Source organism: Cerasicoccus sp. TK19100 (genome assembly GCF_027257155.1).
In the GTDB taxonomy this organism is placed as follows: domain Bacteria; phylum Verrucomicrobiota; class Verrucomicrobiia; order Opitutales; family Cerasicoccaceae; genus Cerasicoccus; species Cerasicoccus fimbriatus.
Map to the genome: position 1 here is coordinate 79,660 of NZ_JAPWDU010000001.1, position 14,265 is coordinate 93,924.

Consider the following 14,265-nt stretch of genomic DNA (forward strand, 5'->3'; position numbering starts at 1 on the left):
GGCTTTGCTAGGCCCGTGGTGTAATGGTAGCACTAAGGATTCTGGTTCCTTCTGTCGGGGTTCGAGTCCCTGCGGGCCTGCCACCAAAGCACAGCTTCAATAAAGGCGTTGAAGCCGATTTTTAGCGGTTCTGAGGAGCTTTGAAAGGGGATGGTTTTGGAATTATTTGGCGTGCTGTGCTCTTATATTCCCGTTTTCGTGGAACAAACTGGAACAATTCGAGAGCCAAGTGCGTGAGTTGCCCAAGGGGTTTGATTAGACGACGAAGCGCAGCGCAGTCGGTCCGAAGGACTTGCGAAACCCGCGTTTAGTTGACCCTTGAAAGCGGATTTATCCTCAGAATTTGCTACGCGCAGAAGGCAGTTCTTGCTGATTCGTTAAATTTTCAATCACGCAACCCACGTCTTCCATAAGGCGCGGGCTTTTTCGTGTCTGAAAATTTATACCTTAGTAAAATTGCTAAATAAAATCAAAATTACCATTAGTTTTGCTTGCGCTGTTTGTTTTGATTAGTTAGTTTTTCTAATCGTAAAGCAACCATGAATAAGCCAAACGTATTTGCCATCACCGACGCCAATGAGGCAGCAGCGTCGGTGGCCTATCGACTCAGCGAGAACATCGCGATCTATCCCATCACGCCGTCGACCCCCATGGCCGAGCTTTCCGACGAATGGTCGCAGGCGGGTAAAAAGAACCTGTGGGGGGACATTCCCACGGTCGTTCAAATGCAGAGCGAGGGCGGGGTCGCTGGGGCGCTCCACGGTGCGCTGACCGCCGGCACACTGGCCACGAGCTTTACTGCGTCGCAGGGGCTTCTGCTGATGATCCCCAACATGTATAAGATCGCCGGCGAGCTGACGCCCTTCGTGCTGCACGTAACCGCCCGTAGCCTGGCGACGCATGCGCTGTCGATCTTTGGCGATCATTCGGATGTGATGGCCTGCCGCCAGACCGGCTTTGCGATGCTTTGCTCCAACAGCGTGCAGGAGGCGCAGGATTTCGCCGCAATCGCCCACGCGGTCACTTTGAAATCACGGGTGCCGTTTCTGCACTTCTTTGACGGCTTCCGCACCTCGCACGAGATAAACACCTACGAGCCGCTGAGCAACGACGTGCTCGACCAACTGATCGACCGCGATGCGCTGAAGGCCTTCCATGACCGCGGGTTAACGCCGGACGCGCCGATGATCCGCGGCACTGCACAAAACCCGGATGTGTTTTTCCAGGCGCGCGAAGCGGCCAATGGCTTTTACGACGCGCTGCCTGAGATCGTCGAGCGGGTGATGGCGCAGTTTGCCGAGCTGACCGGCCGGCGTTATGATTTGTTTGAGTATAGTGGGCCCGACGATGCGACCGACGTCGTCATCGTGATGGGTTCAGGGGTAGAGACCTGCCAGCAAGCCGCCGATGCGCTCAATGCAGAGGGGCGCAAAGTCGGCGTGCTGGCGGTCAGACTTTTCCGCCCGTGGTCGCTGCAGCACTTCGTCGAAGCGCTGCCGAAAACGGTGCAACGCATCGCCGTGCTGGACCGCACAAAAGAGCCTGGCGCGCTCGGCGAACCGCTTTATCAAGACGTCATTACCGCGCTGCGCGAGGCGAAGGACCTGGGCAAGCTCGACGCCGAGCCCGCTGTTATCGCCGGGCGCTATGGCCTGGGCAGCAAGGAATTTAACCCGGCGATGGCCAAAGCGGTTTTCGATAACCTGCTCGACCCCGAGCCGATCAACCATTTCACCGTGGGTATTGTTGATGATGTCACCCACCGTTCACTGCCGGTCGATGAAGACTTTCAGGTTGCTTACGGGGACCAGTTCTCCGCCGTCTTCATCGGCCTTGGCAGCGATGGCACCGTCGGCGCGAACAAGAACACCATCAAGATTATTGGGGAGGAAACGGACAACTGCGCGCAGGCTTACTTTGTTTACGATTCCAAGAAAAGCGGCGCGATGACGGTCAGCCACCTACGCTTTGGGCCGAAGCAAATCAAAGCGCCATACTTGGTCGAGAGCGCGAACTTTGTCGGCATTCATCAGTGGCAGTTCGTCACGAAATACGACGTGCTCAAATACGCCTCGCCCGGGGCAACGGTCCTGATGAACTCGCCGTTCCCGCCGGAGAAAATCTGGGCTAAGCTGCCCTTTGAGGTGCAGCAAACGCTGATCGAAAAGCGTCTCGAGCTCTACACGATCGACGCCTACGCCGTGGCGCGCAAGGCCGGCATGGGCGGGCGCACTAACACCATTATGCAGACCTGCTTTTTCGCGATCTCGGGCATCCTGCCGAAGGATGAAGCCATTGCGAAGATCAAGGGTGCCATCGAGAAGACTTACATGCGCAAAGGCCCGGCGATTGTGGAGAAAAACTTCGCCGCCGTGGACATGGCGCTCAGCTCACTTTACCTGGTAGACCTCCCCGCCGCCGCCAACTCCTCCATAGCCTTCCCACCGGCGGTGGCGGCGGAGGCACCAGACTTCGTTCAACGCGTGACCGGCGTCATGCTGCAGGGCGATGGCGACAAGCTGCCCGTCTCGGCCTTCCCGGTCGACGGCACATGGCCCTGTGCAACCAGCCAATGGGAAAAGCGCAATATCGCCACGGAAATTCCCGTCTGGGACCCCGATGTTTGCATCCAGTGCGGCAAGTGCGCGCTCGTCTGCCCGCACGCGACGATCCGCTGCAAGCATTATCCCGAAAGCGCGCTCGACGAAGCGCCGGACGATTTTCTCTCCGCGCCGTTTAAGGACCGCAAGATCGCCGGGCACCGCTATACGATCCAGGTTGCGCCGGAGGACTGCACTGGCTGCGGGCTCTGCGTGACCGCTTGCCCGGCCAAAAACAAAGCCAACCCGCGCGAGAAAGCCATCAACATGCGGCCGTATCAGGAAACTGTGGCGTTGGAAAAGAAGCGCTGGGATTTCTTCCAGGAACTGCCTCGCCCCGAGCGTACCGAGCTGGGCTTGAGCACTCGCGATACGCAACTGCGCGAACCGCTCTTTGAGTTCTCGGGTGCCTGCGCGGGCTGCGGTGAAACGCCTTACTTGAAGCTGCTCACTCAGCTCTTCGGCGACCGCCTGCTCATCGCCAACGCGACCGGGTGCTCGTCCATCTACGGGGGCAATTTGCCCACCACGCCTTACACGACCGACGAGAACGGCCGCGGCCCGGCCTGGAGTAATTCGCTCTTCGAGGACAACGCGGAGTTCACCATGGGCATGCGGTTGGCCGTCGATAAAAAGACGGAAATCGCCCGCCGCCTACTGGAGCAATTCGCGCCACAAGTCGGCGACATGCTGGCCCGCGAAATCCTGATGAGCCACCAGAAGGACGAGATGTCCGTCTTCGCCCAACGCGACCGCGTGGCCGAGCTCAAGCGTAAGCTGGCCGGCATCGATGACCCAGCGGCCAAGCGGCTGCTGACCTTTGCCGACTTCCTGGTCCGCAAGAGTGTGTGGGGTGTCGGGGGCGATGGCTGGGCCTACGACATCGGCTTCGGCGGCCTCGACCACGTCCTGGCCAGCGGGCGCAACGTCAACATCCTGGTGCTCGATACGGAGGTTTACTCCAACACTGGCGGCCAAGCCTCGAAGTCCACACCGATGGGCGCGGTGGCGAAGTTTGCCGCTGGCGGAAAAGAAACTCCCAAGAAAGACCTCGGTCTCATCGCGATGGGTTATCAAAATGTTTACGTGGCCAAGATCGCCATGGGCGCGAGCGAGCGGCAGGTCATCCAGGCCTTCGATGAGGCAGAAAGCTTTGACGGGCCGAGCCTGGTCATCGCCTACAGCCACTGCATCGCCCACGGATATAACCTCAACTTCGGCCTACAACAGCAAAAGTTGGCCGTGGACAGCGGGCACTGGCCGCTCTACCGCCACGATCCAAGAAGGCTGGAGCAGGGCGAGCCCGCGCTACAACTGGATAGCAAGTCCGCGAAAAAATCCCTCAAGGAATACGTGGACAACGAGGTCCGCTACCGCGCATTGGCTCAAGTCAACCCCGCGCGCTCGAAGGACTTGATCAACCGGGCCGAGGCAATCGACGGCGATCAACGCCGGCTCTATGAAAACCTTGCCCAGGTCAACAAACCCAAACCCGACACCGGGGCACCGATTTAAATTCAAAATGATAAATGCAAAATTCAAAAAGGCTAACAGGCAGCCATTCTGATTTTGCATTTTGAATTCATAATTTTGCATTTCCCATGAATCTCACCACGCAATACCTCGGGCTGGAGTTGGCCCATCCGTTCATTCTGGGCGCGTCGCCGCTGGCCTCCAACCTCGACCGCGTGCGACAGGCAGAAGATGCTGGCGCGGCCGCGATCACCCTGCACTCGCTTTTTGAAGAGCAGGTCGTGCACCATGAGGAGGGGCTCGATGCGCACGTCTTTGCGCATGAGGAAAGCTTTGCCGAGGCGGAGAGCTATTTCCCGAAAGAAGTGGAGTATCACTACGGGCCGGACGAGTATTTGGCGCACCTGGCGGCGGCTAAGGCAGCGGTCGATACACCGATCATTGCCTCGCTCAATGGCACGCATTTGAGCGGCTGGTCACACTTTGCGCGGGAGATCGAAAAGGCCGGTGCCGACGCGCTGGAGCTCAATCTGTATTACCAGCCGCATGTGACCTACGAAACCGCGGACAATGTGGAAACCCGCCTGGAGGAGATCGTGAAGTCCGTCTGCGGAACTATCGACATCCCGGTGGCGGTGAAGCTCTCACCGTTCTTCACTTCGCTGGGACACTTCGCGCGTCGGCTGGAAGATGCGGGAGCCAAGGGCCTGGTGCTCTTTAACCGCTTTTACCAGCCGGATATTGACATCGAGGAGCTGGAGCTTACGTCCACGCTCGCCCTGTCGGACTCATCGGATCTGCTGCTCCGGTTGCGTTGGCTGGCAGTGCTCTTTGGGCGCAATCAGCTGGACCTCGCCTGCACTGGCGGCGTGCACACGCGTGATGACGCCATCAAGGCGCTGATGTGTGGCGCGGACGTCGTGCAAATCGTTTCCGAACTGCTGACCCACGGGGTGGGGCGGCTTGAGTCGCTGCGCCGTGAGCTCAGCGATTGGCTGGAGGCGCATGAATACGAATCCCTCGCGCAATTGAAGGGCAGCATGAGTTACCAACATGCGCCAAATCCCGAAATTATCGAGCGTGGCAACTACGTTCGAATCCTGCAATCATGGGAGCCCAAAGCGTCTGTTTGAGGCGATTATGGGATATCAGTTCCCGTTGAGTTGAGGGCTGATCCGGCGCGTTGGCCACGCATGATTTTATATGCGCTGCGGCGCTTCGATTACCGTCGGCTTGCGCGCCAGAAAAGGTATCCACCGAGCGCCTGATAAGCGAAATTGGGTACCCAGATCAGTAAATCCGGTCGCATCGTGGGGTGTTTTTCCAACCACGAGCAGAAGATGAACACGACGAAGTAGGAAATGGCCAGTAGCAACGCCAAGGCAAAGTTGGCATAGGTCTCGGTGCGGCTGGCCTTGATGCCGAGCGGGATCGCCACCAGCGACAGCGAAAGCACGGCAAAGGAGAACGAAAACTTCTTCTGAATCGCCGTCTGCAGCTCAATGCGTTTTTCGAAGGCATCCTCGGCATCGGAGTTAATCGCCGCCTGCCGCAGCTCCATCAGTTCGTCGATGGCTTTGATCGACAGCTTGGTCTGTTTCTTATCGCCGAGAATGTCGGCGAGGGACAGGCGGAACTCCGAGCGCTCAAACTCCAGAATGGGCATATCCGCAAGATTGGCCGGAGTGTCGGGGTCCATTAGCTGGACGTTGGCGTCAAACACGGTCAGCACGATCTCGGTGGTACCTTCGTCAAAGTCCAGCAAGGCGCGTTCACCTTGTAGCTGGCGTTGGGCGCGCCATTTATCGTCGAGCTCCCACACGTGGATTTCTCTCAGCTCGTTGCCTTCGCGGCGCTCGGTGAAGATTATGTAGCCAGGAAAGTCCTTCACGAATGTGCGCGGCGCAAAGAAGCTGAGCGGGTCCGTCTTCACGGCACCCTGCAGCGTGGTGCGAAACGCGGTGTCGGCAATGGGTGCGTAGTAAACATTGATCACGCCTGAGAGCACCACCCCCAGTAAGGCCAGGGCAAAGACCGGCGCGGTAATCCGCCAGAGGCTGAGGCCCGCCGCCTTCATGGCGACGATTTCATTCTGCGCCGAGAGACGGCCCAGCACGAGCAGGATCGCCGTCAGCAGGCCCAGGGGGAGGGCGTAGGGCAGCATGACCGGAATCGTGATGCCGATCAGGTAGAAGAACATTTCGCCGGAGATCTGGCCATTGGCCAACGGCCCGCCGACGACCTTGATCATCTTAAAGAAGACGAGCACGAACACAAAGACGGCCACCGCCATCGCGCCCGCTAAAAGTAATTGCCCAAATATGTATCGGTGTAATCGGATGCGGCAAGATTGTGCACTACCGCGCTGCGAGTAAAGCGAGGAAACGCGACTTTAATTCAGCGGCAGGGGGATGCGTTGCAGGCTGCGGGACGAGTTGCCCACGCAGATGTTAAACTCGTGGTGCTCCAGCTCCCAGGCGGCGCTGGCGGGATTGTAGGTCAGCAGCTCGCGGTAGGGGATGGCAAACATCGCCTCCCGGGTCTCGCCGGGAGCCACTTTCACCTTGGCGAAGTCGATCAACGCACGCGGTGGTCGGCCGGCTGGCGGGTTAACCCACTCCAGATATATTTGCACGACTTCCTTGCCCGCGCGGTCGCCGGTGTTGGTCACTGGAACGGTCAGGGCGATTTCTCCGCCTTCGTGGAGCGTGCCGACCAACTGGGGAGCGCCAATCTCAAACGTCGTGTAGGACAGCCCGAAGCCAAAGGGAAACACCGGCGCGAGCCCCGCTGTATCGTAGTGACGATAGCCGACCATCAGGCCCTCGCCGTAGTCGGTTTTTCCGTTTTCACCGGGATAATAATGCATGCTGGGAACCTCCTCCCAGCAGTTTGGGTGGGTGTCGGGCAGCTTGCCGCTGGGGTTGACCTCGCCAAAGAGCACGTTTGCAATCGCGGCACCACCGGCTTGCCCGGGGTAGTAGGCCTCCAGCAGCGCAGGAACGCTGTCCAGCCAGTCGCGGTAATCGACGGGCGTGCCGTTCTTGAGCACGACCACGGTCTGGGGATTGGCGGCGGCCACACGGCGGATTAGCTCAGCCTGGCGACCGGGTAGTTCGAAGAATTTTCGGTCGCAGGCTCCACCCTCAAATTGGTTGCTTAAGCCGCCGGCGATGACGACGGCGTCGCAGGTTTTTGCCAGCTCGACGGCTTCTTCAATCGGGTCCTGGCTAAAGGGCGTCTCCCAGCCAAAGTGCATGCCGCCACGGGTCTTGGTTTTGCGGTAAATGACGAGCAGCTCGACTTCGCGGGCTTTGGTAATCTCCAGCTCAAACTCGCCTGATAGGTTGGCATAGGCGCTTTCGAAATTGCCCTCGTCGAAGTCATTCCAGCAATCGATGACGGTCTCGCCGTCGAAATCGACACGGCCTATTCCTTCCTGGGTGGCGATGGAGAAGCGGTATTTGCCGGGCTGGGGCAGGCGGAGTTTTCCGGTCCAGCGGACCACGTAATCGTTGCGCGGCAGGCCGGTGGCGGGGGATGCCCAGCCCCAGGAAAAGTCGATCTGCGCATCGGTCTGAGTAACGCTGGGGGCATCGTCGGCGAGGAACTTTTTCACCTCAAAGTATTCGGCCGTCAGGCCCTTGCCGAAGTCGCTTCCAGAAGGGGCGAGATAATCGGCATGCACCGTAGGCAGATTGCTTCCCTGGGAGCAGCCTTCGGCAAAGAGCACCTCCGCATCATCGCCCACCAGATCGCGTATGCCTTGCAGCGGGCTGATCGAAAAATACGGGCTGACGGACGCACTGCCGCCGCCGCCGAGGCGCGCATTGGCGGCGTTGGGGCCGATCACGGCGAGACGCTTGATCCGGCTGCGGTCCAGCGGGAGCACCGCTCCGTCGTTTTTAAGTAAGGTAATCGCCTCTTCGGCGGCGCGCTGGGCAACCGCGCGGTGGCGAGGGGAATCCAGCTCGGGGGGGGAGTAGCGCTCGCCTTTGCGGGCGGGTTCGCATTTTTCGTAAAGGTCGATTAAGCGCTGCATACGGCGCTGGATCTCGGCTTCGTCGATAAGGCCGCGATCGAGCGCGTCACGCAGGCGTTCGGCGGTGAGCACCTTGCCCGGGCCGGGCATTTCCATATCGCAGCTGGATTGGATCGCGCCTTCGCCCTGCAAGGCGGTCCAATCTGAAACAATGAATCCATCGAAGCCCATCTCGTCGCGAAGCACGCCTTGCAGCCACTCACGGCTGTCACCTGGGTATTCGCCATTGATCGGGTTATAGCAGGTCATCACCGCCCACGGATCGGCTTCGCGAAAGGCGATGGCGAAGATCTTTAAATACAGTTCGCGCAGGGTGCGCGGGTCGACTTCGGCACTGATCTTTTTCTGATCAAACTGCTGGTTGTTGCAGGCGAAAGACTTGATGCAGGCCGAGGTTCCCTCCGATTGAATGCCGCGAATGATCGCGCTGGCCATTTTGCCCGCAAGGACGGGGTCTTCGGAAAAGGTCTCGTAGTTGCGCCCGCCACAGGGCAGGCGATGCAGATTGACCATCGGGCCCAACAGCATGCGGCAGTTTTTGGCGCGGGTTTCGCGGCCCAGGGCGGCACCAACTTCCTCGATCAGCGCGGGGTTCCAAGTCGCCGCCATCCCCACCGAAGTCGGAAAGCAACTGGCGCTGCCGTAGGGCGGGGCAACCAGGGTGACACCGTGGCCACAGTCGGCGACCTGCATGGGCGGAATGTCCATGGAAGGCACGCCGGGGAAATTCCAGGCATCAAGGCCGGCAAACAGCCTTAGTTGTTCTTCAAGCGGGGGAACAGCGATTTTATCAACAGACATAAAAGGCAGGGATATCGTTGGATCAAACGTTAGTTATAGCTGAAGATTTGCCAATCCTTTTATTCGGTTAATGGTGCGTGATTCAGGGCGATATATTAACTTATTGCTTTAGTGTCTTGGAAACTTCAGCTAGAAACGATTTATGCACCCCTATATCGCCCAAACTCTTGAGACCGTCGAAAAGCGCAATCACAGCGAGCCGGTCTTCCTGCAAGCTGTCCGCGAAGTCATCACCACCTTGGAGCCCATTCTGGCCGAACACCCCGAGATCGAGGACCTCAATTTGCTGGAGCGCATGTGCGAGCCGGAACGCCAGGTTATCTTTCGCGTTGTCTGGCGCGGCGATGACGGCAAGGTGCGCAGCACGCGGGGGTTCCGCATCGAATTTTCCAGCGTGCTCGGGCCCTACAAGGGCGGTCTGCGATTCCAGCCAGTCGTCAATATGGGCGTCATGAAATTCCTGGGCTTTGAGCAGGTCTTTAAAAATAGCCTAACGGGCCTCAACATCGGCGGTGGCAAAGGCGGGGCAGAATTCGAGCCCTACGGCAAAAGTGACGACGAGGTCATGCGCTTTTGCCAGGCCTTCATGAGTGAACTTTACCGCCACATCGGGGAACAGCGTGACGTGCCCGCGGGCGATATGGGCGTCGGCGCGCGCGAGATCGGCTACCTTTTTGGCCAATACAAACGCCTGACGAATCGCTACGAAATGGGCGTGCTTACCGGCAAAAGCGTGGGGTGGGGCGGCTCGCTGGCCCGCATGGAGGCCACCGGTTACGGCGTGGTTTACTTCACCCAGGAGATGCTCAAGACACGTGGCGAAAGCGTGGAGGGCAAGCGGGTAATCGTCTCTGGCGCAGGTAACGTTGCCACCTACGCGATGAAGAAGCTGACCGAGCTTGGGGCCAAAGTCGTCGCCTGTTCGGACATCACCGGCACGCTTTATCATGAGGACGGCATCGACGTGAGCGTCATCAAGCACCTCGCCGAAGTGGAGCGGAAGCATATTCGCGCCTATTGCGACCATCACCGTGACGCGACTTTCCGGCTCGGGGCCAAAGTCTGGAACGTGCCGTGTGACCTCGCGTTCCCCTGCGCCACGCAAAACGAACTCGATGGCAAGGACGCCAAGGAGCTCATCGACAATGGCGTGCAGCTCATCTGCGAAGGCGCGAACATGCCCTGCACCCCCGATGCGATGGAGGCCTTTCGCGCAGCCGGAATCTTGTTCGGCCCGGCCAAGGCGGCCAACGCCGGCGGCGTCGCCGTCTCCGCACTGGAGATGCAGCAAAACGCTGGCCTCGAACAATGGACTTTCAAGCAGGTCGACCACGAGCTGCAAAAGATCATGCAGCGCATCTTTAGCCAGTGCACGCACTACGCTGAGAAATACGCCACGCCCACGGACTACGCTGCCGGCGCGAACATAGCCGGCTTCCTACGCGTCGCCCAGGCCATGATCAGCCACGGCTTGATCTAGCGAAGTCCAGCAAGGCGATTGTTTGCACAGAAGGCAACGAAGAGAGCGCAGCTAGCGAGACGAAATAATTGAGACCGCGTTTAGCTGTAGGGCTCGCGCTTGCGCGATGCCGCACCCTGCTGGCGGCGAGGCAATGGCGGCATCGCGCAAGCGCGAGCCCTACATTCCGAAGAGCGCATGAATGTGATAGATACACATCTCGCCGACTTGAGTTGAGCTATCACTCAAACACCGTCAGTGCTTCGGCAGTGGCATCTCCCTCAATGATCTGATCGGGGGCGAACTGGTTGCGGAACCACTTGCGCTGCTTGGCGATGAGGCGGCGGGTGGAGAGGTTGATTGCTTCGGCGAGCGCGTCGCGATCGTGGCTGCCAGCGTCGAGCCAGGCCAGGGTTTCACGATAGCCGATGGAGTTCGCCGCGGGGGAATTTTCCTCCAGGCCGTCGGCGCGGAGGCGCAGGACTTCGTCAATCAGACCAGCGTCGAGCATGGCTTGGGTGCGATGCTCCACGCGGGGGTGGAGCTCGGAGTTGTCGCGGAGCAGGAGCACGCTGCGCTTGGCAAAGGCATCAAATGGGCCGGGGCGTGCGGCGAAGTCGGCCTCTAGTTCACGTAGAGTCTTGCCGGAGATCAGGCAGCGCTCCAGTGCGCGGGCCACGCGGCGGGGGTTCTCGCGGTGGAGCTCACCCGTGCCGTCGGGGTTGAGCGCATCGAGCTGTTCGAGCAACCCAACTAGCCCGGCCTTGGCTTCCAGTTGCTCGACTTGAGCGCGAATCGCCGGGTCGGGCTCAATGCCGTCGACCACCGGCGCGTAGTAACAGCGCAGGTAAAAACCGCTGCCACCGACGACGAGGATTTTTTTGCCACGTTGCGCCAAGTCGCCGACCACGGTTTGGGCGGCGGTCACGTAATCCTTGATCGAATACGCCTCGCGCACGGGCTGGATGTCGATCAGGTGGTGCGGCACGCGGGCCATTTCCTCGCGGGAGGGCTTGGCGGTGCCGATATCCATACCGCGGTAGAAAAGTAGGGCGTCAGCGTTGACGATTTCCGCGCCGTGGGCCTCCGCCCAGTCGAGTGCGAGGGCGGTTTTGCCAACGGCGGTGGGGCCGGCCAAAATGTAAATTGTGTGTGACACGGGGCGTAATGGCATGACAAACTAGCGCATATCGCGTAGTCACGCCTTTTCTTTCTTCAATCGCGATGAAGCTGGTACTTGTAACCGAAACGTATCCTCCGGAAGTGAACGGCGTCGCGATGACGCTGGAGCGCCTGGTCAACAATCTCATTCTGCAAGGGCATCAGGTCGAGCTAGTCCGGCCCAAGCAGAAAATCGACGACACTGGCCCGGCACCGGATTATCCGGTTCACATGGTGCCGGGGGTGCCGATCCCTGGCTATGCCGACCTGCAGTTTGGCTGGTTTTCCGGCGGAAAGCTGAAGAAACTCTGGACCGAGAATCGCCCGGACGTAATCCATGTCGCCACTGAGGGCATGCTGGGGCTGTCGGCGCTCAATATCGCGCGCAAGCTGGGCATCCCGGTCGTGACGAGCTTTCACACGAATTTCCACACCTACGGCGACCACTACAATTACTCCTTCGTGGCCAACTGGCTGATGGCCTACTTCCGCTGGTTTCACAACCGCACGCTGGCCACCTTTGTGCCGTCGCAGGCCACGGTCGACGACCTGGAGAAATACGGCTTTAAAAACGTAAAAATCTTTAGTCGCGGCGTCGACACCGAGCTGTTTGGCAAGCACCGTCGCAGCGATGAGCTTCGCCAAAGCTGGGGCGCGCAGAACGGCGACCCGGTAGTGGTTTATGTGGGCCGGGTGGCGGCGGAGAAAAATATCCCGCTGACCATTGCCGCTTACGAACGTCTCAAAAAGCGCCTGCCCAAGGCCAAGCTCGTTGTGGTGGGCGATGGCCCCGAACGAGCCGGTTTAGAAAAGAAGCACCCCGAAATTATCTTTGCCGGCATGCGGCGTGGTGAGGAGTTGGCGCAGCACTACGCCTCGGGTGATTTCTTTCTCTTTGGCAGCACCACGGAGACCTTTGGCAACGTGCTGACCGAAGCCATGGCCAGCGAAATGATCGTGCTCGGCTACGACTACGCCGCCGCGCATCACCATGTGGTCGACGGCGAGAACGGCTTTAAGGCACCCTTCAAAGATGAGCAGGCTTTCCTTGGTTCGGTCGACCGGCTGCTCGACCAGGAGGCGCGCTTCCCCGAAATCCGCCAGAATGCCCGCGCTAAGGCGCAATCCCTGTCTTGGGGCTCGATCATCAAGGGCTACGCGGACGAGGTCGCCGCGCTTGCGCAGTTGAAAGAAAACGCCTAATATCTTTCAAAATCTTCCAAATCGTGCGCGGTTTTGATTGATTCGTCGCGCGAGAAGCTTCATGTTCATGGGCATTATTCAGCCAGCTTCTGACGGAGCGTGGCCCTGACGCACCCTCATTTCACCAGTTCAAATCTGCCCATGGACTCCCGTTATCCTTCGATCGAGTGGCTCGCCCAGCGCGCCAAGCAGCGCATGCCGGGTTTTGCCTACGATTACCTCGCCGGCGGTTGCTTTTCCGAAATCAACCTGGCGCGCAACACCTCGGACATCCGCGAAGTGCAATTCATGCCGCACTACTTGCGCGACTTCAAGGGGGCCTCGCAGGAGGTTGAGCTGTTTAGCAAAAAGTATGATGCGCCGTTCGGCATTGCGCCCGTGGGCCTGCAGGGGCTGATGTGGCCGCGCTCGTGCGAGATCCTCGCCCAGGCCGCCAAGGATCACAACATCCCGTTTTGCCTGAGCACGGTGGGCACCGCCAGCATTGAGGACATTGCCAAGATCACCGACGGCGATTTCTGGTTCCAGCTCTACCACCCGGCCGAAGACGAGCTGCGGGACAAGCTGCTCCAGCGCGCGTGGGACGCCGGCTGCAAGACGCTGGTCATCCTTGCCGACACGCCGACGTTCGCTTACCGCCCGAAGGAAATCCGCAACGGTCTGTCGATTCCGCCGCGCATGACCGCGCGCAACATTTACCAAATGTGCACGAAGCCGACGTGGTCCTTCAGCCAGTTGGCCGCCGGTTCGCCGGAGTTCAAAACGATGAAGCCCTACATTCCGAAGGGGCTCACCATGAAGCACCTCGGTCTGTTCATGAACAAGACTTTCTCCGGTCGCCTGACCGAGGCCAAGATCAGCGCCATTCGCGAGCGTTGGAAGGGCAATCTCGTCGTCAAAGGCATCGTGAATCCCGAAGACGCGGCCAAGGCTATCGCGCTCGGCGTGGACGGCATGATCGTCTCCAATCATGGTGGCCGTCAGCTCGATCCCGGCCAGTCCACGATCAAGCCACTGGCCAACCTCGCCAAGGAATTCAAGGGTAAGGTAAAGCTGATGATGGACAGCGGCATTCGCTCCGGCCCAGACATCGCGGCCAGCCTCGCCTGCGGCGCGGACTTCGTGTTCTGCGGCCGCGCGCCGATGTTTGGTGTCTGCGCGATGGGCTCCAAGGGCGGCGACCAAGCCATCAGCATTTTAAAGCGTCAGCTCCAGCAAGTGATGGAGCAGATCGGCTGCGAAACCATCGAAGACCTGCCCAAGCACTTGATCAAGCCGTAGGCGGTTGGCTTCAGCCATCCGCCCATTGGTTGGTTCGATTCCACGACTTATAAGGGTAGGGCGCAGTCTCCAGACAAGACGCCAGCGTCTGATGGATTTCGTTGTGAAGGTGGGCTTTCGCTTTCGTTGCCACTCCGCCGCGGTGGCTTGCTTGTAAGCGTCGCCCTACCTTTGGTTAGCTGGAGTAGATGATTACTCATGGAACTTCCTGGCGAGGTATGTCTGGCATGGCGGATCTCGAAGCA

At 59.4% G+C, this 14,265-nt stretch carries 8 protein-coding genes and 1 tRNA gene; 6 read left to right on the forward strand and 3 right to left on the reverse strand.

The window, feature by feature from the left end:
- Nucleotides 1–9: 9 nt before the first annotated feature.
- From O3S85_RS00325 to O3S85_RS00335, 3 genes are all read left to right on the forward strand, one after another.
- A tRNA-Gln gene (locus O3S85_RS00325) sits at nucleotides 10–83 on the forward strand.
- 456 nt (nucleotides 84–539) lie between these two features.
- Nucleotides 540–4,115, forward strand: a complete 3,576-nt coding sequence (nifJ, locus tag O3S85_RS00330; protein ID WP_269536970.1) for a pyruvate:ferredoxin (flavodoxin) oxidoreductase — start codon at nucleotides 540–542, stop codon at nucleotides 4,113–4,115.
- 86 nt (nucleotides 4,116–4,201) lie between these two features.
- Entirely contained in the window at nucleotides 4,202–5,206 is a 1,005-nt protein-coding gene (locus O3S85_RS00335) for a dihydroorotate dehydrogenase-like protein (RefSeq protein WP_269536971.1), read from the forward strand.
- An 89-nt stretch (nucleotides 5,207–5,295) separates the two neighbouring features.
- Here O3S85_RS00335 and O3S85_RS00340 read toward each other — a convergent pair whose 3' ends face one another.
- Complete coding sequence (locus O3S85_RS00340) at nucleotides 5,296–6,414, reverse strand: LptF/LptG family permease (protein ID WP_332107529.1); 1,119 nt, start codon at nucleotides 6,412–6,414, stop codon at nucleotides 5,296–5,298.
- A gap of 51 nt (nucleotides 6,415–6,465) precedes the next feature.
- Nucleotides 6,466–8,916, reverse strand: coding sequence for a glycoside hydrolase family 3 C-terminal domain-containing protein (locus O3S85_RS00345; RefSeq protein ID WP_269536972.1), 2,451 nt, complete (start codon nucleotides 8,914–8,916; stop codon nucleotides 6,466–6,468).
- Between the two features lie 142 nt (nucleotides 8,917–9,058).
- Here O3S85_RS00345 and gdhA point away from each other — a divergent pair, with 142 nt between their 5' ends.
- On the forward strand, nucleotides 9,059–10,396 hold the full coding sequence (gdhA, locus tag O3S85_RS00350) for an NADP-specific glutamate dehydrogenase (protein WP_269536973.1): 1,338 nt from the start codon (nucleotides 9,059–9,061) through the stop codon (nucleotides 10,394–10,396).
- Between the two features lie 220 nt (nucleotides 10,397–10,616).
- Here the strand turns inward: gdhA and miaA are convergent, their stop codons facing one another.
- A complete protein-coding gene (gene miaA, locus O3S85_RS00355) occupies nucleotides 10,617–11,549 on the reverse strand; it encodes a tRNA (adenosine(37)-N6)-dimethylallyltransferase MiaA (protein WP_269536974.1) in 933 nt (310 codons plus the stop codon).
- Nucleotides 11,550–11,599: 50 nt separating this feature from the next.
- Between miaA and O3S85_RS00360 the strand changes: the two genes are divergently transcribed.
- A complete protein-coding gene (locus tag O3S85_RS00360; protein WP_269536975.1) occupies nucleotides 11,600–12,739 on the forward strand; it encodes a glycosyltransferase family 4 protein in 1,140 nt (379 codons plus the stop codon).
- A 141-nt stretch (nucleotides 12,740–12,880) separates the two neighbouring features.
- Entirely contained in the window at nucleotides 12,881–14,020 is a 1,140-nt protein-coding gene (locus O3S85_RS00365; protein WP_269536976.1) for an alpha-hydroxy acid oxidase, read from the forward strand.
- The last annotated feature ends 245 nt before the right edge of the window (nucleotides 14,021–14,265 follow it).

Coding starts and splice junctions, on each gene's coding strand:
- O3S85_RS00360 (WP_269536975.1), top strand. CDS start 11,600: ATGAAGCTGGTACTTGTAACCGAAACGTATCCTCCGGAAGTGAACGGC.
- O3S85_RS00335 (WP_269536971.1), top strand. CDS start 4,202: ATGAATCTCACCACGCAATACCTCGGGCTGGAGTTGGCCCATCCGTTC.
- O3S85_RS00345 (WP_269536972.1), bottom strand. CDS start 8,916: ATGTCTGTTGATAAAATCGCTGTTCCCCCGCTTGAAGAACAACTAAGG.
- nifJ (WP_269536970.1), top strand. CDS start 540: ATGAATAAGCCAAACGTATTTGCCATCACCGACGCCAATGAGGCAGCA.
- gdhA (WP_269536973.1), top strand. CDS start 9,059: ATGCACCCCTATATCGCCCAAACTCTTGAGACCGTCGAAAAGCGCAAT.
- miaA (WP_269536974.1), bottom strand. CDS start 11,549: ATGCCATTACGCCCCGTGTCACACACAATTTACATTTTGGCCGGCCCC.
- O3S85_RS00365 (WP_269536976.1), top strand. CDS start 12,881: ATGGACTCCCGTTATCCTTCGATCGAGTGGCTCGCCCAGCGCGCCAAG.